Source organism: Paraburkholderia sp. IW21, from assembly GCF_041321145.1.
Lineage (GTDB): Bacteria > Pseudomonadota > Gammaproteobacteria > Burkholderiales > Burkholderiaceae > Paraburkholderia.
Window position 1 is genome coordinate 380741 of sequence record NZ_JBGGWA010000005.1, and the last position, 18906, is coordinate 399646.

The window sequence follows — 18906 nt, forward strand, 5'->3', positions numbered from 1 at the left end:
ACCGGATCTCAACCGATGAAAATCCTGCGTTCATTGATCACGCTGACCGTCGGCGCTGCCGCATTCGCCTGCGTCGCCACCGCACAGGCCGAGGATATCAACCTCGGCATCATCTCGACCGATTCGTCCTCCGTGCTGAAACAGCGCTGGGAACCGCTGATCGAAGACATGAACAAGCAAACCGGCCTGAACGTCAAAGCGTTTTTCGCGACCGACTACGCCGGCATCATCGAAGGGATGCGCTTTAACAAGGTACAGGTCGGCTATTTCGGCAATGCGTCGGCGATCGAAGCAGTGGATCGTTCGCAAGGCGAAGTGTTCGCGAAGGTCCAGTACGCGAACGGCGACGCGGGTTACAACTCGGTGCTGATCACCAACGTGAATAGCCGCTTCAAAACGCTCGACGACGTGTTCAGGAACACCAGGGACGTCACGCTCGGCTTCGGCGATCCGAACTCCACCTCGGGCACGCTGATCCCCGGCTACTACCTGTTCGCCAAGCACAACACGCCGGTCAACACGTCGTTCAAGGCCGTCCTGCCGTCGAGCCACGAAGCGAATCTGCTGGCCGTGGTGAACAACAAGATCGACATCGCGACCAACAACACCGAGATGCTCGACACCCTGAAGAAACAGCATCCGGACAAGTTCGCGCAAGTGCGCGTGCTGTGGACCTCGCCGCTGATTCCGTCGGACCCGCTGGTGTGGCGCAAGGATTTGCCGCAAGCCACCAAGGACAAGATCCGCAACTTTTTCCTGAACTACGCGAAGACCGATCCGCACGAAAAAGCGGTGATGGCGGCGATTACCGGCTACGCTGGCTTTGCCGCATCGTCGGATACGCAGTTGCTGCCGATCCGCCAGGTCGCGTTGTTCCAGCAGAAGCAGAAGATCGAGAGCGACACGCATCTGTCCGATGACGAGCGCAAGACCCAGCTGGCCGCGCTCGATGCCAGGCTGAGCGCACTGAACACCGCCTTAGCCAAACAATGAACACGGTTGACCTGAGCACGTCGCCAACGCGTGCGAGCGAAGCGCTCGCCGCGCAGACGGCGCGTCATGCCGCCCCGGCCGCGGGCAAGCGCAGCTGGTTGTCGCTCGTCGGCTGGATCGCCCTGCTTGCCGTATTGGGCGGCGCATGGCACGGCGCCGATATGCGTCCGCTGGACCTGCTCTCCGACTCCGGCAACATGGGCCAGTTCGCCAAGGACTTCTTCCCGCCGGATTTCACCGAATGGCGCAGCTATCTGCACGAGATGATTGTGACGCTGTCGGTGGCGGTGTGGGGCACGGCTCTCTCGCTGGTATGCGCGGTGCCGTGCGGGCTGATGTCCGCGCACAACATGGCGCCGATGTGGGTCGTGCAGCCGATGCGGCGCGTGATGGACGCGTGCCGCGCGATCAATGAAATGGTCTTCGCGATGCTGTTCATCGTCGCAGTGGGGCTCGGTCCGTTCGCCGGCGTGCTGGCCCTGTGGGTGCACACCACTGGCGTGCTCGCCAAGCTCTTTGCCGAAGCGGTCGAAGCCATCGATCCACGTCCGGCCGAAGGCGTGCGCGCAACCGGCGCGACCAGTCTCGACGAAATCATTTACGGCGTACTGCCGCAAGTGCTGCCATTGTGGATCTCATACGCGTTATATCGCTTCGAATCGAACGTGCGCTCGGCGATGGTGGTCGGCATGGTCGGTGCGGGCGGGATCGGCGTGGTGCTGTACGAAGCGATCCGCTCGTTCAATTACGCGCAGACCGCCGCGGTGATGATCATGGTGATCGTGGTGGTGACGGTGATCGATCTGGCGTCCGCGTGGCTGCGCGAACGCGTGACCTGACAGTCCGGCCGTGATCTGGAGAGCCTCAAAGTCCTTGTAGCCAAAGCGTGATTGGACCATTGCCACGTTCTGCTGGAATAATCACAGGGTTGCGGCCGGCACCCAGGCCTCCCGTTCCCACTCCCTGGCCTTCGATGGACACCTTTGTCGTCTTGCTAGTGCTGCTCTCCGCGCTGCTCCACGCCACCTGGAACGCTTTCCTGCATCTGTCCGAAGACCGCGTCTGGCTGCTCGGCATGATGGCGATTCCGTATCTCGCCGTCAGCGCGGTCGGCGTGACCGTGCTGCCGCTCCCTGAACCGGCGGCCTGGCCTTACATCGTCGCATCGGTGGTACTCGAATTCGGCTACCTGCTGGCGCTGATTCGCGCGTACAAGAGCGGCGACTTCGGCCAGATCTATCCGATTGCACGCGGCCTTTCGCCGATGCTCGTGTTCGTCGGCGCGCTGGTGTTCGCGCACGAAGCGCTCAAGCCGCCAGCGGCGATCGGCGTGGCGCTGGTGTCGCTCGGCATCGTCTCGCTGGCGTTCCGCCGGGGCATGCGGTTTTCAGGGGAAAGCGTGCCGTTTGCGCTGCTGACCGGCTTCTTCATCGCAACGTATTCCGTCGTGGACGGGATCGGCTCGCGCGTGGCGGGCAACGGCCTGAGCTACATCATGTGGGTCTATCTGATCTGGAACATCCCGCAGTTTCTGCTTGCCTGGCATTGGCGCGGCGGCGCCAAAGGCCTTTTCATTGGCCGCGCGGCGGTGCTCAAAGGCATGGCGTCCGGTGCGCTGGCACTGACCGCCTATTGCCTGATCATCGAGGCTTACCGCTATCTGCCGATTGCGATGGTCTCCGCGCTGCGCGAGCTGAGTTCGCTCTTCGCGGTGCTGATCGGCTGGCTCTTCATGCGCGAGAAGCTGACCACGCGGCGTATTGTTGCGTGTGCGCTGGTTACGCTGGGAGCGGTGCTGATCAGGATTTGAAGCGGTGAAGCACGCGCTCGCGCTTCTGTTTACGCCTGTTTCGTTTATTGCGATTTCGAATATTTCGATTTACAATACCGAAATTCGAAAGGAACCGTGCCATGAACACCTCGCTCCACCCCACGTCGCTGCCGTCAGCGCAAGAGGCTGAACTCGCCCGCGTCTCCGGTCGAAATCTGTCGGTCGTGCTTTCAAGCCGTGCCGAAACGCAACAGTTCGACTTCAAGGACAGCAAGGGCGAAACGCGTAGCGTGGAGCTGCCGACATTGGTCGTGCGTCTAATAGTCGACGTCCTCGCGCAAATCGGCCAAGGTAACGCCGTATCGATCATCCCTATTCATGCCGAGCTGACCACGCAGGAAGCGGCCGACCTACTTAATGTGTCGCGACCGTACTTCGTGCAGTTGCTGGAGAAGAAGGAGATTCCTTTCCGGAAGGTGAACACGCATCGGCGCGTGCGCTACGAAGACGTGATGGCCTATAAGAATCGAATCGACTCGGAACGCCGCAAGGCGCTGGACGAACTCGCGGCGCTGTCGCAGGAAATGGGACTGGAATAATCGATGTCGTCACATTTCACCGCAATCTACGACGCTTGCGTTCTGTACTCCCAACCATTACGAAACCTGTTGATGCGTCTGGCGCTAACCGACCTCTACCGGGCGCGCTGGACGCAGGCTATTCATGGCGAGTGGACTCGCAATCTGATCGCAAACCGTCCTGACCTCGACCCCGCCAGGATCTATCGCGTCCGTGATCTTATGGACGCGCATGTTCGGGACGCTTTGGTCGACAACTACGAGCACCTGATACCGGCCATCGATTTGCCAGACCCTGATGATGCACATGTGGTCGCCGCCGCCGTGCATTGTGGCGCGGAACTCATCGTCACGTTTAACCTGAAGGATTTCCCGGCCGACGCTTTGAGCACATTCAACGTGGCCGCTCAGCATCCCGACGACTTTATCGCTGATCTCTTCGACCTGAACCAGGCAAAGGTTCTTGAAGCGATGGCTGAGCATCGGAAATCATTGAAAAGTCCGCCGAAGTCTATCGACGAGTACCTCGACACCCTAGCCGGACTGGGCCTCACGCAAACCGTTTCAGTTGTCCGTCCCTACAGCATAGCCATCTGACCAGAGCCGCCTTTGCTCGGCTGAAAGAGCGGCTCGGCAAGCCCCCTCATGCAAACTGCACGAGCGTCTCGTCAATCGCATCGGCGAGCGTATTGAAGGCCGGCGCGATCTCCTCGTCAGGCACGCACGCATAGCCGATCAGCAAACCCGACGGCGCCAGCGACGGTTGCGCGTAGTACCCCGACAAAGGCCGCACGACAATATTGCGCTCCAGCGCGGCAGCCGCCACCGCTCGGTCGTCGGTACCCTCAGGCAACTGCATCACCAGGTGCAAACCGGCGTCGCCGCCCACCGCCGGCAGCGCATCGCCATAACGCTGCGCCGCGGCATCGAGCAGGGTCTGACGACGTTGCCCGTAAAGCGTGCGCATCTTACGGATATGCGACGTGAAATGCCCTTCCGCGATGAACTCCGCGAGCATCGCCTGCTGCAGCAACTGTCCTTCCCGATACAACTCGGCACTCGCGGTGGCAAAGCTCTCCGCCAGCGCCTCGGGCACGACCAGATAGCCGATGCGCAAGCCAGGAAACAGCGTTTTGCCGAAACTGCCCACGTAAATCACCTGCCCGGACGTATCCAGACCTTGCAGCGATGCCAGCGGCCGGCTGCCGTAGCGGTATTCGCTGTCGTAGTCGTCCTCGATGATCCAGCATTGGTTTTGCCGCGCGTATTCGAGCAGCATGCGACGCCGCGCGAGGCTCATCACCATGCCGAGCGGATATTGGTGCGACGGCGTGACGAGCATTAGCTTGGGCGGCTGCGCGAGATCGTCGGCGGAGGGATTGATGCCTTCTTCGTCGACGGCGATCGGCCGCGATTGCAGGCCGGACACATGCAGCACGCTGCGCACGCCCCAATAGCAAGGGTCTTCGGTCCAGATCAGGTCGCCCGGATCGGACAGCAGGCGCACGGCCAGATCGACGGACTGGTGGATCCCGGTCGTGATGATGATCTGCTCGGGCGTGCAACGCACCGAGCGCGAAGTGCGCAGATACTCGGCCAGCGCGTGCCGCAACGAGGCCAGCCCTCCGCCCGGCGCATAAGTCAGCAGGTCCGGACGCAGACGGCGCCAATACTTGTTGTGCAGGCGGCTCCACACGCGCGCCGGAAATTTCGTGACGTCCGGCACCCCGGGCATGAACGCGCCCCATTGCCGCTTCGACACACCCGCTCCCGCGATAAGCCTCGCCCCGCGCGTGGACAACGCGCGTTTGGCCGTCAAAGGTGGCGGCAATGGCTCGAGCCGCGCGTCCGGCGCCTCGGCATCGGGCACGCCGACGATCTCATCCGGCGCGCTATCCGCGACAAAGGTGCCCCTGCCGGTTGCCGAGCTTACATAGCCTTCGAGCGCCAACTGCTCGTACACCTGCGTTACGGTATTGCGCCCGACGCCCAATTCCTGCGCCAGCAGACGGGACGACGGCACCTTGCTGCCCGCCGGCAATTCACGCGACAGGATCGCCTGCTGCAACAGCCGGTGCAGCTGACGATAGATCGGCTGGCCGTTGCCACGGTCGAGGCGCTGTGCCAGCCAGTCGGACAAAACGCTCGCGCGCATGATTGGCTCCTATATTTTTATTGAAATGGCTCTGAAATTAAGAGCCAAATCTCATTATAGTCGCGGCATGTGCTGCGCTGTGTGCGCGGCGCCCGCAGGCGGGCCCCCGCAAAATCGAGGAGTGAAGGAGATAACCATGAAGAATGCAGAATTGAAGAGCCGCAAGGATGCCGCCACGCCGCGCGGCGTCGGGGTGATGTGCGATTTCTACGCTGAGCGCGCTGAGAACGCCGAATTGTGGGACGTCGAAGGCCGCCGTTTCATCGATTTCGCTGCGGGTATTGCGGTGTGCAACACGGGCCACCGTCACCCGAAGATTTTGGCTGCGATCCGCGACCAGCTCGATCATTTCACGCACACCGCGTATCAGATCGTGCCGTACGCGTCGTATGTCGAGCTGGCTGAGAAGATCAACGCGCGCGCGCCCGGCGACTACCCGAAGAAGACCGCATTCTTCACGACCGGCGCCGAAGCCGTGGAAAACGCGATCAAGATTGCCCGCGCCGCGACCGGCCGCCCGGGCGTGATTGCGTTTACCGGCGGCTTCCACGGCCGCACGTTGATGGGCATGGCGCTGACCGGCAAGGTTGCGCCGTACAAGATCGGTTTTGGTCCGTTCCCGTCGGACGTGTTCCATGCCCCGTTCCCGAATCCGCTGCACGGCGTGACGACGGCCGATTCGCTGAAGGCGATCGAGTTTCTGTTCAAGGCCGACATCGATCCGAAGCGAGTGGCGGCGATTATTTTTGAACCGGTTCAGGGCGAAGGCGGTTTCTATCCGGCGCCGGCCGAGTTCGTGCGCGCACTGCGGAAGCTTTGCAATGAGCATGGCATTTTGCTGATCGCCGATGAAGTGCAGACGGGTTTTGCCCGTACCGGAAAGTTGTTTGCGATGCATCACTATGACGTGGTGCCTGATCTGATGACGATTGCCAAGAGCCTGGCTGGCGGCATGCCGTTGTCGGGTGTGGTTGGGCGCGCTGACGTGATGGATGCGGCGGCGCCTGGTGGCCTGGGCGGCACCTATGCCGGCAATCCGCTTGCCCTTGCTGCTGCACATGCTGTGCTCGATATCATCGATGAAGAGAAGCTCTGCGAGCGGGCTACTGTTTTGGGCGATCGTATTAAAGCGAAGCTGATCGCGCTTCAGAGCGAAGTGCCGCAGATTGCCGATGTACGCGGGCCCGGTGGGATGGTGGCTGTTGAGTTCTGCAAGGCGGGGGGGACGGAACCGGATGCCGAGTTCACCAAGCGAGTGCAGGCTCGGGCGCTGGAGCGCGGGTTGTTGCTGTTGGTGTGTGGGGTTTATTCGAATGTTGTGCGGTTCCTGTTTCCGCTTACTGTTCAAGACTCCGTCTTCGAGGAGGCTTTGGCTATTCTCGAAGATGTTGTTCGGGAGAGTGTTGCTGTAGGGGTTTGAGTTTTTTTTTGCCTGCGCGGCGCTTCTTTTTTTGGGTGCTTGTTGTGGGGGGTTTTCTTGTTTTGTTTGTGGTCTATTAGCGTTGCCCCTGTGCGGGGCGGCACCTACTTTTCTTTGCCGGCTGCAAAGAAAAGTAGGCAAAAGAAAGCAGCTCAAACCGCTAATGCTAAGCGGCTCCCCTGGCTTGGAGGGGCCTGTGGCCCCGTGGAATCCGCGCCCTCGGACCTTCAGCGCGAAGTGACAAAGGTGTCATCAGCTCCCACTCCGCACTACGTGCGTCGCGGACGAGTCTGCATGGGAAACCAGGGGCTTCGTTCAGGATGTGGGGGCCGTCGGCTTCGCCTCGGCGAAGCCTCGGAACAGGCGCTGGTTTGATGAACTACGCTTCGGCGCGCGCAGCGCCGCCGGAAGTATGACGCCTTTGTCACTAGTGCCGAATGTGCGAGAACACGGATTCCACGGAGCCACTACCGTTGGCTGGCTGCGGGAGCCGCTTAGCATTAGCGGTTTGAGCTGCTTTCTTTTGCCTACTTTTCTTTGCAGCCGGCAAAGAAAAGTAGGTGCCGCCCCGCACAGGGGCGACGCTAATAGACCACTAACAAAACAAGAAAACCCCAACCCAGCAAGCAAACAAAAAAAAGAAGCTCCACGAAGGCAAAAAAGCAAAAGCGCCGAGCAGGCAAAAAACCCTCATTCAAAGACCTTGGAGCAAAAAGACAAAATGACGACGTTAACCCTAAAAGACCCCACCCTTCTAAAAACAAAAGCCTACATCGCAGGCGAATGGCAATCCGCCGACGACGCCACGACTTTCGAAGTAAAGAACCCTGCCACAGGCGAAACAATCGCCACAGTGCCCCGCATGGGCACAACCGAAACCCGTCGAGCGATCGACACAGCCAACGCGGCCTGGCCGGCATGGCGAGCAACCACGGCCAAACAACGCGCCACGATCCTGCGCAAATGGCATGACCTGATGCTGGAAAACGCCGACGATCTGGCCAGGATCCTGACCACCGAACAAGGCAAGCCCCTCGCCGAAGCTAAAGGCGAAATCCAGTACGCCGCCTCGTTCCTGGAATGGTTCGCGGAAGAAGGCAAACGCGTCAACGGCGACACCATCCCTACGCCGGCAGGCGACAAACGCATCGTCGTCACGAAAGAACCGATCGGCGTCTGCGCAGCCATCACGCCATGGAATTTCCCGGCGGCCATGATCACGCGTAAAGTCGGCCCGGCCCTCGCCGCCGGCTGCCCGATCATCGTCAAACCGGCAGAAGCCACGCCACTATCGGCTCTCGCACTCGCCGTGCTGGCCGAACGCGCCGGCGTGCCACGCGGCGTGTTCAACGTCGTCACCGGTGAGCCGAAAGCCATCGGCGCGGAAATGACCGGCAATCCGATCGTGCGCAAATTGTCTTTCACAGGCTCTACGCCGGTCGGCCGTCTGCTCATGGCGCAGTGCGCGCCGACGGTCAAGAAAGTCTCGCTCGAACTCGGCGGCAACGCGCCGTTCATCGTGTTCGACGACGCGGATCTGGATGCCGCCGTCGCAGGCGCCATCGCGTCGAAATATCGCAATAGCGGCCAGACCTGCGTCTGCACGAATCGTTTCTACGTTCACGATAAAGTCTACGACGCGTTCGCCGACAAACTGCGCGTCGCCGTCGAACAACTCAAGGTGGGCCGCGGCACCGAAGATGGCGTCACCCAAGGTCCGCTCATCAACGAAGCAGCCGTGCTCAAGGTCGAATCGCATATCGAAGATGCCCTCGCCAAAGGCGCTCGCATCGTCACCGGCGGCAAGCGTCATGCGCTTGGTCACGGTTTCTTCGAGCCCACCGTGCTCGCGGATGTCACGCCGGCCATGAAGCTCTCTCGCGACGAAACCTTCGGGCCGCTCGCGCCGCTGTTCCGCTTCTCGTCGGATGAAGAAGTCGTCCGCCTCGCCAACGACACCGAATTCGGCCTCGCATCGTACTTCTATAGCCGCGATATCGGTCGCGTCTGGCGCGTCGCCGAAGCACTCGAATATGGCATGGTCGGTATCAACACCGGGCTGATTTCCAACGAAGTCGCGCCGTTCGGCGGCGTCAAGCAATCTGGCCTCGGCCGCGAAGGCTCGCATTACGGTATCGACGATTATGTCGTCATCAAGTACATGTGCGTGGGCGGGATCTGACGCCGACCGCATGTTTCGTGCAATCTACCTTGAAACGGTAGATTGCACTGTCAAGTTAAAAGAGATGATCGAGCGCCTTCGCTTGAGTGCGAAGTGCTGCCGGATCGGACCGAAGCTCGATAAGACGGCGACAGCTCGACCGGTACTAGTTCCCGCAAAACTGAGCAGCGGCGAGCAGCGACGGCGCCTGGACAAGAATCAGATCGGCGGCCTGCTTAACCTCCAGACCGATCTTTTCGACGGCGGCTTCATTGAAGTCACGCGCATGGCCCGTCGCGACCACGCAGCCGACGGCATTGCCCCGCCATGTCCGCACGTTGGCCGCAAGTGCGCCGATACCTGGCCGGCTTTCTTCCCGCGCGAGCACATAACCTCGTTTCTCCGACAACGCGAGGTCCGTCTCAAGCGCCGCATAGTCAGCGAACGTAGCCTCTGTATAGCGCTGCAGCGGCTCCGGCCCAAGTAACGCATGGCGGCGCTTCGCATCGAGACTCACCAGATACGCCTTGCCCGCCGCGGTTCCATGCAGAGGACCGGTGAGCCATGTGTCGTAGTACGCGTTGATCGTATTGTTGCCCTGCGCGATGTCAATCACCATCCGCTCATGCCCGACATAAAGCGCGAGCAACACGGTTTTATCGATACGCAGCGCCAGATCCCGCAACGGCGTCGCAATCTCGCGCCGCAGTTGTTCTAGCGGATGCAGTAGCGGCAATGGCCGCAGCGCTTTCGGAGAGAGACAGTACTTCTTCGATTCGACACTGCGAATCACGAAACGGCTTTCCTCGAGCGCCCGCAACAACCGCAAGGTCGTGCTTTGCTCCAGGCCTGTCAGGCCGGCGACCTCGGCGAGTCCAAGCGGTTGCGGCGCGCCGGCGAGCGCGTCGAGCACGCTCAGACCGCGTGCGAGCGTACCGACCGGCCCATCGCGCTCTCCGCTCTCAGGTATGTCGAGGGTGACCGCACTCTCGACGTGTTCTTTTTCCTTTCGCTTCCTCATACCTTCCTTGAAACAAGCTAGACCACTATTCGACGCCCCGCATTCTAAAGTAACCCGGAGGCACCCCCTGCGAAGCCGAATGCGTGGCAGGTAGCGCGTCGAACGACGCGTCCCACGATTACCCGCAAGCAGCCGCGCTGGAATGCCGGCGCACACGATGAGCGAACCGGTACAACGCGCACTTCGTGTACACAGAATGATCTCGATTCCCGCGGCCGCCGCGCTCACGCTTGTCGCGATGAGAGGATTTACCCTCCTCCGTTTTCGATGGTTGCCGGATGAATGCGGGTCGCTGCGGTGCCGTCTGCGCCGCTACCGGATCATGAACCGCTCGATGACGTCCGGATCCGGATCGGCGCCAAGACCGGGACCGTCGGGCACACGAATCATGCCGCGGCTATCGGGCAAGCCGATGTCGCCGAAGAATGGTGTGTCGAGCGTCACCCCGAAACTTTCGATACCGCCGATCAGCGGCGAAAACGCCGCGAGCTGCAACGTGGCTAGCAATCCCGGACCGAAATAGGGCGAATGCGGCGCGACGGCGCGGCCCTGCATCTCGGCCATCGTAAGGATGGTTCGAAATTCGCTGATGCCTCCGACCTTCGTCACGCTGGGCTGCAGGTAATCCAGCGCACCGCTTTCTATCATGCCCTTGAACGCCCACGCATTCGGGAGGTTCTCGCCCGCGGCGAGCGGCACGTCAACGAGTTGCCGCAGACGGGCTAGCGAAGCAAAATCTTCCGGCGGATAAATGGGTTCCTCGAGCCACTTGAGTTGATAACGCACCAGCTTCCTGGCGATACCGAGCGCTTCGTTCGGCGTCCACGCGCAGTTGACGTCGAGCATCAGGTCAATGTCCTCGCCTACCGCCTCGCGCGCCGCCGCCACGGCCGCGACCGTGTGTTCGTGCAGCTTGATCTGCCGGTAGCCTCTGGCGAGCACGCGCTCGCAGGCATGCGCGACCGCCTGCGGATCGGGCATGCGCATCAGGCTCGAATAGGCGGGAATCTCGCGGCGGCTGATGCCGCCCAGCAACTGCGCGACCGGCATCCCCGCGCGTTTGCCCGCCAGATCCCACAGCGCGATGTCCAGCCCGCCCAGGCCGTATTGCGTCGGGCCGCCGCGCCCGAAGAGATGCATCGTGTGCTTGAGCCAGCCCATCAAACCGGCGATATCGGCCGCATCCTTGCCCACGGCAAGCGGTGCAAGCGTGTGGTTGACCACCTCGACGGTCGCGCTCTGCACGTTGTAGCCGAACGCTTCACCCCATCCGGTCAGGCCGTCTTCGGTGACGACCTTCACCAGCACATAGCGCAACGTGGTCCAGTTCGTGCCGCCGAAGCCGGTCGGCGGGCCGTCGTGCGTGTAGGGCAAGCCAACCGGAATGGCTTCGATGCTTCTGATCTTGCTGCTGTCGCTCATGTCGTGCTCCGCGATGCCGTGCCCATGCGGGTCCGGCTCAGTGCCCCAGGAAAGCCTTCTGCAAGAGATCGCCGGAACGTAGGGCAGCGGGCGTGCCCTCGCCGCCTATGCGCCCCGTGTCGAGCAGATAGCAGTAGTCCGCATATTTGAGCGCTTCGCGCACGAGCTGCTCGACCAGCAGCACGGCGATGCCCTCCGCGCAAAGCTGCCGGGAAACCTGCAGAATTTGATCGACGATCAGCGGCGCCAAACCACGCGACGGTTCATCGAGGATCAGGAGTTTCGGATCGGCGATCACGCCCTGCGCCACCGCGAGAATCTGCTGTTGTCCGCCGGACAGGCGCGACGCCAGTTGATGCCGCTTTTCCCCGAGGATCGGAAACATGTCGTAGATACGCGCGAGCTTGGAGCGGTCGCCGCGACGGCTCTTCGCAAACGTGCCGAGCAGCAAATTGTCTTCCACGCTGAGCGTCGTGAATACGCGATGTCCTTCGAGTACGTGGACGATGCCCGCCCGCACGATCTCCGGCGCGCGCGCCGCGCCCAATTCCGCGTCGCCGAAGCGCACCGTGCCGTTACGCTTCGGAACGAGCGCCGACAGCGCCTGCAGAATGGTGGTCTTGCCGGCGCCGTTGCGCCCGAGCATCACGGTGAACTCGCCCTCGCGCACTTCGAAGTCCACGTCGTGCACGACTTGCGCCTTGCCGTACGCGACGCTCAGGTTCCTGACGTCGAGCAGCACAGGCGCCCCGCGACGTTGCATCGATGCCTGCATTCAAGCCCCCAGATAAACGCGGATGACTTCGTCATCCTGACGAACTTCATCAGGCGCCCCGCTCGCAATCGTCTTGCCAAGATTGAGCACGGTCACACGGTCGCAGATACGGAACACGAAGTCGGTATGATGCTCGACGACCAGCACGCCGATGCCGCAATCGCGCACGGCCAGCAGGATCTCGCCGAGCAGGTCGATTTCGTGTTCGGTGAGGCCGCCCGCAGGTTCATCGAGAAGAATGAAATGCGGCCGCATGGCGAGCGCGCGCGCAATTTCCAGAAAGCGCTGTTGCGCATGATCCAGCAAATTCGCGCGGCGCTCCGCCATGCCGCCGAGCCCCACGCCCTCGAGCAGGCGTCGCGCGCGCTCACGCAATTCACCGTCGCGGCGTCGTTCCGAGGGCCACGCGAACGCCGTCTTGAGGAAGTTCGTGCGCGCGTCGTTCCAGGCGCCGAGCGTGGCATTGTCGAGCACGCTCAACGTTTCCAGCAGGCGCGGCTTCTGAAACGTGCGCGCGAGTCCGTGACGGGTACGCAGTTGCGTGCTCGCGTGGGTGAGCACGGTGCCGTTCAACGTGATGTCGCCCTGATCCGCACTGTAATAGCCGGACAGCAGGTTCAGCATGGTCGTCTTGCCGCTGCCGTTCGGTCCGATGAGACCATGGATCTCGGTGCTGCTCAGTTCGAGACTGACGTCGTCTACCGCCACCACGCCGCCGAAGCGCTTCACCACGCCTCGCGCGTCGAGCACGTTCGGTTGCGGAACTCCGGAGCGGGCGTCCGCAGCCGGCGCCGTGGACGCGGACATCCGTTCCAGCGACTGATCGGTCATGCTGACGTCGCGGGCAAGCGCCACGGGCAAGCAAGCCGGCGAAGGTCGTGATCCTGGCATCAGGCTTCTCTCCCGGCGCGGATTGCCGCTTTGAGCACATCCATATCGGGCACGAGCGGTTCATGCACGTGCGCCGCCTTGTGTCTTTTCAGGTGCAGCAGCGCGGGCAATTCGCCCAGTCCTTCAGGCAGCAGCAACACGACACCGAGCAGCAACAGACCATAGAACAGCTGGCCGAAGCGTGCGAGCGGCGCGACCAGTTCAGGGAGCGCCGTCAGCACGATCGTACCCATCAGCGGCCCGAGAATCGAACCACGTCCACCAATGACGATGCAGATAAAAAAGAACAGGCCCAGTTCGAACACGAACGTTTCGGGCGTGATGTAGCTTTGCAGCGAGGCAAACAGCGCGCCGCCCACACCCGCCGTGACGCCGCTGAATGTGAAGACGGTGAGCCGGACGCGGTACATCGGCACGCCCACGGAGGCCCCCGCCACTTCGCTGTCGCGCAGCGCGATCATGCCGCGGCCCCACATCATGCGCGAGACGTTCCAGGTCATCCACGTCACCAGCACGGCCACGCCGGCGACCAGCCAGTAGAAGGCGTTCGGGGTATCGAACGGCGGATTGAACAACGGTGCTGCAATGCCCGCGCCGCCCCCCGTCAGGCCGCTTTGCGCGAGCGTGAACTCGCCAACCATCAACGAAAAGGCGAGCGTTGCCATCGCGAAATAGAAGCCGGGCAGGCGCAACGCGGGCAGCCCGAGCAGGAAGCCGCACACGCCACCGACCACCCCGACTGCCGGTAGCGTCAGCAGCGGATTCCAGCCCAGCGTACCGGCCAATATCGCAAACCCATATGCGCCGATCGCCAGCAAACCGACATGCCCGATCGATAGCAGTCCCATGAAACCGACTACCAGATTGAGCCCGGAGATCAGGATCCAGTACACGGCGATGAGCGTCGCCAGATGCACGAAATACGGATTCGGCGACCATAGCGGCACACTGGCCGCAGCCAGCGCGGCTACGTACGACGCGCGTTTTTGCAAGGTCTTTTTCGAGTCGGCGTTCATACCTGACGGACCAGTTTGGCGCCGAACAGTCCCTCGGGCCGGATAAGGAGAAAGGCCATCAGCAGACCGACCGCGATCGTCTGCTGATACTGCCCGCCGAAGAAATACGTGGTGAATGCGCTCAGCAGGCCGAGCACGACGCCGCCGACCAGCGCGCCGGTATTGCTACCGAGACCGCCCACCGCGATGGCGATGAATCCGTTCAGCGTCAGCGTGAGTCCGGTCGCGAAGAACGCGAACGTCATCTGTCCGGCCGCGAAACCCATCACGCCGCCGATCAAACCCGCCAGCCCATATGAGAGCATCCGCACATGCCCCGTATTCACCGCTCGCGCGGTCGCGGCGAGCGAATCCTCGGCCACGGCGAGAAAAATCTTGCCATACAGCGTTCGCCGGTAAAACAGTTCGAGGCCGATCGCGAGCAGCACGACCGCGACAATCGGCAGCCAATACTTCTGATCCCAGATGGAGGTATTGAAGCCCTGGGTGAACACGCGCGGAAACGGTTTCGGCTCCGTTCCCCACCACAGGCCCACGCTCTGCTGCATGATCGTGCCGAGCGCCAGGGTGCTCAGCAACCACAGGTGATCGGTGGAACGCGACAACACGCGCCGTATCGCGACGATCTCACTGATCAAACCTGCCACGATCCCGATCACGACCGCACCCAGGAACGCCAGCCACGCCGGCCAGCCGAGCTGGTTCACGAAGAATGCGCCCGCCACGGCGCTCAGCATGAAAAGATGGCCGGTCGCCACGCTCAGAACGCGCGAGGTGGAGAACATCACGTTATAGGCGAGCGCGGCGGCGCCGTAGAGCGCACCCATGGCGAGGCCTGACATCAAAACGGTTTCCATCAATGCAGTCCCTTTCCGGTTTCCACCGCCTCAGTTCGGCGCACGCTCGAAGCTGCCATCCCTGAAGGTATTCGCCCGATCCATCACGATGCCCGAATCAGGAAATCCGTTGCGCTGCGTCGGACCATAGCTGTAATTCGCGTAGACACCCGGCACGTTCTTCATGCCTTCGAAAGCCTTCTGCAACGCGGCGGGATCGGTGGAACCAGCGGTCTTCACGGCCCGCTCGATCAGCTTCACCGAGTCGTAACCCATCGCGACCCACCAGAACGTGAAGTCGATCTTGCCGCCCAGGCGTGGCGTGATGTCTTGCATCAACTTGCGGGTGGCCGCCGGCAATTCGCCATTGGGCCCATAAGTCGACGATGCGTACCCGACCGAATACGTGTTGTCCCAATAGGATGGCTTGTTCAGCAGCGCGCGGATCGGCGTGCCCATGATCGCGGGGTGCCCGACCACCGGCACGTCCCAGCCCATGTCGCCGCGCGCGTTCAGAATGCGGGCGAGCAGGCCGGTTGCGGCCGACCACGGCATCACGACATCGGCGCCGGCGGCGCGCGCCTTGCTCATTTCATCGTTGAGACTGGTCTGATTCGCGTCCACCAATACGCTGTATACGGGCGTCACGCCTTTCGCCGCCAGCAACTGCGCGGCGCGCTTCGCGGTGGTCGTACCGTAGCCGCTCGTATCGCCGATGATCGCGATCTTGCGCCGTTTCAGCACGTCCAGCGCGTAGTGGTTGGCTGCGTTCAACCACTGTTCGTTGGTGTTGATCACGCGAAACGCGCGGGGATACCGGTGCGGGTCCGTGAGTTCGTCAACCGTGCTGATCACCATGTTGGGCGTGCCCGATCGCGCGACGATCGGCACCGTGGCAAGCGACTCGCCCGAATTCACCGGGCCGATGATCGCCGCGACTTTCTCGCTGTAGATCAACTGGTTTGCGTAGTTGACGGCCTTGGTCGGATCGCCGGCGGTATCGCGCGTGACGAGTTCAAGCTTGCGGCCATTGATGCCGCCCGCGGCGTTGATCTGCTCGACCGCGAATTGCACGCCCTGGTTTTCGGCGCTGGCCGCCGAAGACAAGGGACCGGTCAGCGATGAAAGCCAGCCGATGCGAATCGGCCCCTCGTCGGCCGCGAATACCGTCGAAGTTCCCATTGCGAGCACGACCGCTCCTGCCCCCAGACACTGCAACACCCGTTTAACGCCAATCCGCTCCGACACGCCGCCTCCTGATCAAATGGACCGAGCACGTTTTTACCGTCTACGTTTCGGTGAATGAAAATTCTATTTTGATGGACGATATGACTGCTGCGAATCTCTGTCAACCGAACGGGCGTAGGTGGAATCCCGTAAATTTCATGAGCTTAGGGCGAAAAATTGCTCGGGCGGCATAGCTGGCAAGGTGTTCGCCTCATCGAGGAAACGCGCTGGTATTTTCCATAATGAAATTTTAATTGCTACCAACGAAATACTTGACGATACTCACCAAAACGATCACGGAGACATATCGCATGAGCAGCGTCGACATCAAGATCACGGGAATTGAACTGGCAGCCGTCAAATTGCCGTTGGAACGGCCGCAGACCACGGCGATTCATCGCTTCGATCACGTCGCGGCGCTGCTCGTCACCATCACGACCGACGCGGGCATTACCGGCGAAGGCTATGCGTTCAGCTTCGACATCGAGCGCATGCAGTCCATCGCGGCGCTCGCGCAGTCGCTGAAGAAGCTCTATATGGGCCGCGATCCCCATGACGTGGAAGCGCTCTGGGCAGAAACGTTTCGCTCGCTCAATTTCTACGGTCAGGGCGGCATTGCCGTGATCGCGATGACGCCCTTCGACGTGGCGTGCTGGGACATCATCGGCAAGGCAGCCAGACGTCCGCTCTATCAATTGTTCGGCGCGTGCCGTTCGAGCGTGCCCATTTATGCGAGCGGTGGCTTGTGGTTGTCGAGCACGCTCGAAGAACTCGGCGCGGAGGCGAAGAAGTTCCTCTCGCAAGGTTTCCGCGCGATGAAACTGCGCCTCGGTTCGCCACGCTGGCAGCAGGACGTGGCGCGTGTGGAGTGCGTGCGCGACGCGATTGGCGAAGACGTTGCGCTAATGGTCGATGCCAACCAGGGCCTCACCTTCGACAAAGCCATTCGCCTCGGCCGCGCGCTGGAGAAGTTCAACCTCGTGTGGTTCGAGGAACCGCTCCCCACCTGGGACGATGCTGGAAACGCCGCGCTCGCAGCCACGCTCGACACGGCAATCGCGAGCGGCGAAACCGAATACACGCGCTACGGCGTGCGCCGCATGGTCGAAGCGCGCGCCGCCAAAATCATGATGCCGGACCTGCAGCGCATGGGTGGCTACACGGAAATGCGCAAGGTCGCCGGTTATCTCGCCACGCGCGACGTGCCGATCTCGCCGCACATCTTTACCGAGCACAGCATGCACATCGTGGCTTCATCGCAGAACGGGCTGTACTGCGAGTCGTTTCCCTGGTTCGAACCGCTCTTCCAGCAAAAAGTCACGCTCGATGCCGAGGGTCGCGCTGCCTTGCCGACGCGTCCCGGGGTGGGCTTCGAATTCGACTGGGACCGCCTGGAAAGCCTGCGTGTCGGTCTTCATACGCCGGCCGGCTGACCGGGGCCCGGTCTCCTTTCAGGAACTATACCCTTGAGCGAACTCGCCAAAGCCATGGCCATCCGCACGGCGTCTTCAGAGTGGCCGGCCGTCACGCTGCGTCCGGCGGCGCTTGCCGCGCCCGAGGACAGCGACCGCGATGCGCTCGTCGGCACGCTCGCGCGCGGCCTCGCCGTGCTCGAAGTGATGCTGGCCGCTCGCCAGCCACTGTCGCTCGCGGAAATCGCCGCGCTGGCGAATCTTGAACAGAGCACCACGTTGCGCCTGTTGCGCGCGCTCGAAGACGGCGCGTTCGTGGTGCGCAACCCGGTTGCGAAGCGCTATTCGCCGTCGCCGAAAGCCATCCATCCCCTCGCGCTGCTCAATCCGGTCGATCAATTGCGCCGCGAAACATGCAGCGTCGTGCGCGAACTCGCTAACGAACTGCGCCAGACGATCGTATTCGTCCTGTTTCTGGGCTATGAACGCATGGTCCTCGAAATCGCACAGACGCCCGGCTCGCTGAGCCCGTTTTACGGCACGTGGCTGCATGGACCGTTGCATGGCAGCGGCGCCGGCAAGTCGCTGCTTCTGACGCTGCGCGCCGAGGAGCGCCACGCGCTGCTCGGTGTCGAACCGTTCGAAGCCTGGACGGCCAACACACTCAGAACGTGGGCGCAACTGGATACGGACCTGGCGTTATCGGCCGAGCGCGGTTACGTGGTCGCGCGCGACGAACAGCGCGTGGGCGTGACGGCGATCGGCGCCCCAGTGCGCACATGGACCGGCACGGCCGCCGGCTGTCTCGTCACCACTGCGCTCTCACGCGAGCTCGACGCCGAACGCACCGCCTGGTGCGGCGAGCAGCTTCGCCACGCGGCGCAATTGTTGTTGTACCAGGCGCCCTCGCTTGGCGCGGCTGCGCAATTTTGCGGCCGGTGATCCATGCCGGCTGATCTTTCACATCGACGCTATTCAGGAGAAACGCGCCATGCCCATCGTCCAGATCACGATGATCGAAGGTCGCTCCGACGAACAAAAGGAAGCGATGTTTCACGAAATCACCGAAGCCATTCATCGCACCACGGATACGCCGCGCGAAGCCGTGCGGATCATGATCTACGAAGTTCCGCCGCGCCATTTCGCCACGGCAGGCAAGCGCAAGGCCGGGCCGTCGAGCCCGCCCGCCGGCGGCCCGGCCACGTCCTCGAACAATAGCTAGGCGCGC

18 protein-coding genes are annotated in these 18906 nt (G+C 62.1%); 10 read left to right on the top strand and 8 right to left on the bottom strand.

Annotated features, from left to right (window positions below):
• Positions 1-15 precede the first annotated feature (15 nt).
• The 5 genes from phnD (at position 16) to ACAX43_RS14940 (ending at position 3939) form a co-directional block, all read left to right on the top strand.
• Complete coding sequence (gene phnD / locus ACAX43_RS14920; protein WP_370709165.1) at positions 16-993, top strand: phosphonate ABC transporter substrate-binding protein; 978 nt, start codon at positions 16-18, stop codon at positions 991-993.
• Positions 990-1832 carry a phosphonate ABC transporter, permease protein PhnE gene (gene phnE / locus ACAX43_RS14925; RefSeq protein WP_370709166.1) on the top strand — a complete coding sequence of 281 codons (843 nt, stop codon included), beginning with the start codon at positions 990-992 and terminating at the stop codon, positions 1830-1832. Before phnD ends, phnE begins: the two co-directional genes overlap by 4 nt.
• 134 nt (positions 1833-1966) lie before the next feature.
• Positions 1967-2803 (top strand): EamA family transporter, encoded by an 837-nt coding sequence (locus ACAX43_RS14930; protein ID WP_370709167.1) that lies wholly within the window; start codon positions 1967-1969, stop codon positions 2801-2803.
• 101 nt (positions 2804-2904) lie between these two features.
• Positions 2905-3363 carry a helix-turn-helix domain-containing protein gene (locus tag ACAX43_RS14935; RefSeq protein WP_370709168.1) on the top strand — a complete coding sequence of 153 codons (459 nt, stop codon included), beginning with the start codon at positions 2905-2907 and terminating at the stop codon, positions 3361-3363.
• Positions 3364-3366: 3 nt separating this feature from the next.
• Entirely contained in the window at positions 3367-3939 is a 573-nt protein-coding gene (locus tag ACAX43_RS14940) for a PIN domain-containing protein (RefSeq protein ID WP_370709169.1), read from the top strand.
• Between the two features lie 46 nt (positions 3940-3985).
• On the opposite strand, the gene ACAX43_RS14945 is transcribed toward ACAX43_RS14940, so the two are convergent.
• Positions 3986-5497: a PLP-dependent aminotransferase family protein gene (locus ACAX43_RS14945; RefSeq protein WP_370709170.1), complete on the bottom strand. Its 1512-nt coding sequence runs from the start codon at positions 5495-5497 to the stop codon at positions 3986-3988.
• Between the two features lie 136 nt (positions 5498-5633).
• Here ACAX43_RS14945 and ACAX43_RS14950 point away from each other — a divergent pair, with 136 nt between their 5' ends.
• Positions 5634-6917, top strand: a complete 1284-nt coding sequence (locus tag ACAX43_RS14950) for a 4-aminobutyrate--2-oxoglutarate transaminase (protein ID WP_370709336.1) — start codon at positions 5634-5636, stop codon at positions 6915-6917.
• Between the two features lie 721 nt (positions 6918-7638).
• A complete protein-coding gene (gabD, locus tag ACAX43_RS14955; protein WP_370709337.1) occupies positions 7639-9099 on the top strand; it encodes an NADP-dependent succinate-semialdehyde dehydrogenase in 1461 nt (486 codons plus the stop codon).
• A gap of 145 nt (positions 9100-9244) precedes the next feature.
• On the opposite strand, the gene ACAX43_RS14960 is transcribed toward gabD, so the two are convergent.
• From ACAX43_RS14960 to ACAX43_RS14990, 7 genes are all read right to left on the bottom strand, one after another.
• The gene (locus ACAX43_RS14960) at positions 9245-10099 is read right to left on the bottom strand and encodes an IclR family transcriptional regulator (RefSeq protein WP_370709171.1); all 855 of its coding nucleotides are present in this window, start codon (positions 10097-10099) and stop codon (positions 9245-9247) included.
• A gap of 312 nt (positions 10100-10411) precedes the next feature.
• Positions 10412-11521 (bottom strand): mandelate racemase/muconate lactonizing enzyme family protein, encoded by a 1110-nt coding sequence (locus ACAX43_RS14965; protein WP_370709172.1) that lies wholly within the window; start codon positions 11519-11521, stop codon positions 10412-10414.
• Between the two features lie 37 nt (positions 11522-11558).
• Positions 11559-12284 carry an ABC transporter ATP-binding protein gene (locus ACAX43_RS14970; RefSeq protein ID WP_370709174.1) on the bottom strand — a complete coding sequence of 242 codons (726 nt, stop codon included), beginning with the start codon at positions 12282-12284 and terminating at the stop codon, positions 11559-11561.
• A 12-nt stretch (positions 12285-12296) separates the two neighbouring features.
• A complete protein-coding gene (locus tag ACAX43_RS14975) occupies positions 12297-13127 on the bottom strand; it encodes an ABC transporter ATP-binding protein (RefSeq protein WP_370709175.1) in 831 nt (276 codons plus the stop codon).
• A 59-nt stretch (positions 13128-13186) separates the two neighbouring features.
• A complete protein-coding gene (locus ACAX43_RS14980) occupies positions 13187-14203 on the bottom strand; it encodes a branched-chain amino acid ABC transporter permease (RefSeq protein WP_370709176.1) in 1017 nt (338 codons plus the stop codon).
• Positions 14200-15060 carry a branched-chain amino acid ABC transporter permease gene (locus ACAX43_RS14985; RefSeq protein WP_370709177.1) on the bottom strand — a complete coding sequence of 287 codons (861 nt, stop codon included), beginning with the start codon at positions 15058-15060 and terminating at the stop codon, positions 14200-14202. The genes ACAX43_RS14980 and ACAX43_RS14985 overlap by 4 nt, the downstream gene beginning before the upstream one ends.
• A gap of 30 nt (positions 15061-15090) precedes the next feature.
• The gene (locus ACAX43_RS14990; RefSeq protein WP_370709178.1) at positions 15091-16221 is read right to left on the bottom strand and encodes an ABC transporter substrate-binding protein; all 1131 of its coding nucleotides are present in this window, start codon (positions 16219-16221) and stop codon (positions 15091-15093) included.
• Between the two features lie 356 nt (positions 16222-16577).
• Here ACAX43_RS14990 and ACAX43_RS14995 point away from each other — a divergent pair, with 356 nt between their 5' ends.
• The 3 genes from ACAX43_RS14995 to ACAX43_RS15005 are packed head-to-tail and all read left to right on the top strand — an operon-like array spanning position 16578 to position 18900.
• The gene (locus ACAX43_RS14995; RefSeq protein ID WP_370709179.1) at positions 16578-17699 is read left to right on the top strand and encodes a mandelate racemase/muconate lactonizing enzyme family protein; all 1122 of its coding nucleotides are present in this window, start codon (positions 16578-16580) and stop codon (positions 17697-17699) included.
• 33 nt (positions 17700-17732) lie between these two features.
• Positions 17733-18620, top strand: coding sequence for an IclR family transcriptional regulator (locus tag ACAX43_RS15000; RefSeq protein ID WP_370709180.1), 888 nt, complete (start codon positions 17733-17735; stop codon positions 18618-18620).
• Positions 18589-18900 carry a 2-hydroxymuconate tautomerase gene (locus ACAX43_RS15005; RefSeq protein ID WP_370709181.1) on the top strand — a complete coding sequence of 104 codons (312 nt, stop codon included), beginning with the start codon at positions 18589-18591 and terminating at the stop codon, positions 18898-18900. The genes ACAX43_RS15000 and ACAX43_RS15005 overlap by 32 nt, the downstream gene beginning before the upstream one ends.
• Positions 18901-18906 lie beyond the last annotated feature (6 nt).

Bases quoted from the DNA above. Each gene is read 5' to 3' on its own strand.
- ACAX43_RS14990 (WP_370709178.1), bottom strand. From the start codon at position 16,221: ATGGGAACTTCGACGGTATTCGCGGCCGACGAGGGGCCGATTCGCATC.
- ACAX43_RS14985 (WP_370709177.1), bottom strand. From the start codon at position 15,060: ATGGAAACCGTTTTGATGTCAGGCCTCGCCATGGGTGCGCTCTACGGC.
- phnD (WP_370709165.1), top strand. From the start codon at position 16: ATGAAAATCCTGCGTTCATTGATCACGCTGACCGTCGGCGCTGCCGCA.
- phnE (WP_370709166.1), top strand. From the start codon at position 990: ATGAACACGGTTGACCTGAGCACGTCGCCAACGCGTGCGAGCGAAGCG.
- ACAX43_RS14965 (WP_370709172.1), bottom strand. From the start codon at position 11,521: ATGAGCGACAGCAGCAAGATCAGAAGCATCGAAGCCATTCCGGTTGGC.
- ACAX43_RS14945 (WP_370709170.1), bottom strand. From the start codon at position 5,497: ATGCGCGCGAGCGTTTTGTCCGACTGGCTGGCACAGCGCCTCGACCGT.
- ACAX43_RS14930 (WP_370709167.1), top strand. From the start codon at position 1,967: ATGGACACCTTTGTCGTCTTGCTAGTGCTGCTCTCCGCGCTGCTCCAC.
- ACAX43_RS14995 (WP_370709179.1), top strand. From the start codon at position 16,578: ATGAGCAGCGTCGACATCAAGATCACGGGAATTGAACTGGCAGCCGTC.
- ACAX43_RS14940 (WP_370709169.1), top strand. From the start codon at position 3,367: ATGTCGTCACATTTCACCGCAATCTACGACGCTTGCGTTCTGTACTCC.
- ACAX43_RS14960 (WP_370709171.1), bottom strand. From the start codon at position 10,099: ATGAGGAAGCGAAAGGAAAAAGAACACGTCGAGAGTGCGGTCACCCTC.
- ACAX43_RS14950 (WP_370709336.1), top strand. From the start codon at position 5,634: ATGAAGAATGCAGAATTGAAGAGCCGCAAGGATGCCGCCACGCCGCGC.
- ACAX43_RS14935 (WP_370709168.1), top strand. From the start codon at position 2,905: ATGAACACCTCGCTCCACCCCACGTCGCTGCCGTCAGCGCAAGAGGCT.
- ACAX43_RS14980 (WP_370709176.1), bottom strand. From the start codon at position 14,203: ATGAACGCCGACTCGAAAAAGACCTTGCAAAAACGCGCGTCGTACGTA.
- ACAX43_RS14970 (WP_370709174.1), bottom strand. From the start codon at position 12,284: ATGCAACGTCGCGGGGCGCCTGTGCTGCTCGACGTCAGGAACCTGAGC.
- ACAX43_RS14975 (WP_370709175.1), bottom strand. From the start codon at position 13,127: ATGACCGATCAGTCGCTGGAACGGATGTCCGCGTCCACGGCGCCGGCT.
- gabD (WP_370709337.1), top strand. From the start codon at position 7,639: ATGACGACGTTAACCCTAAAAGACCCCACCCTTCTAAAAACAAAAGCC.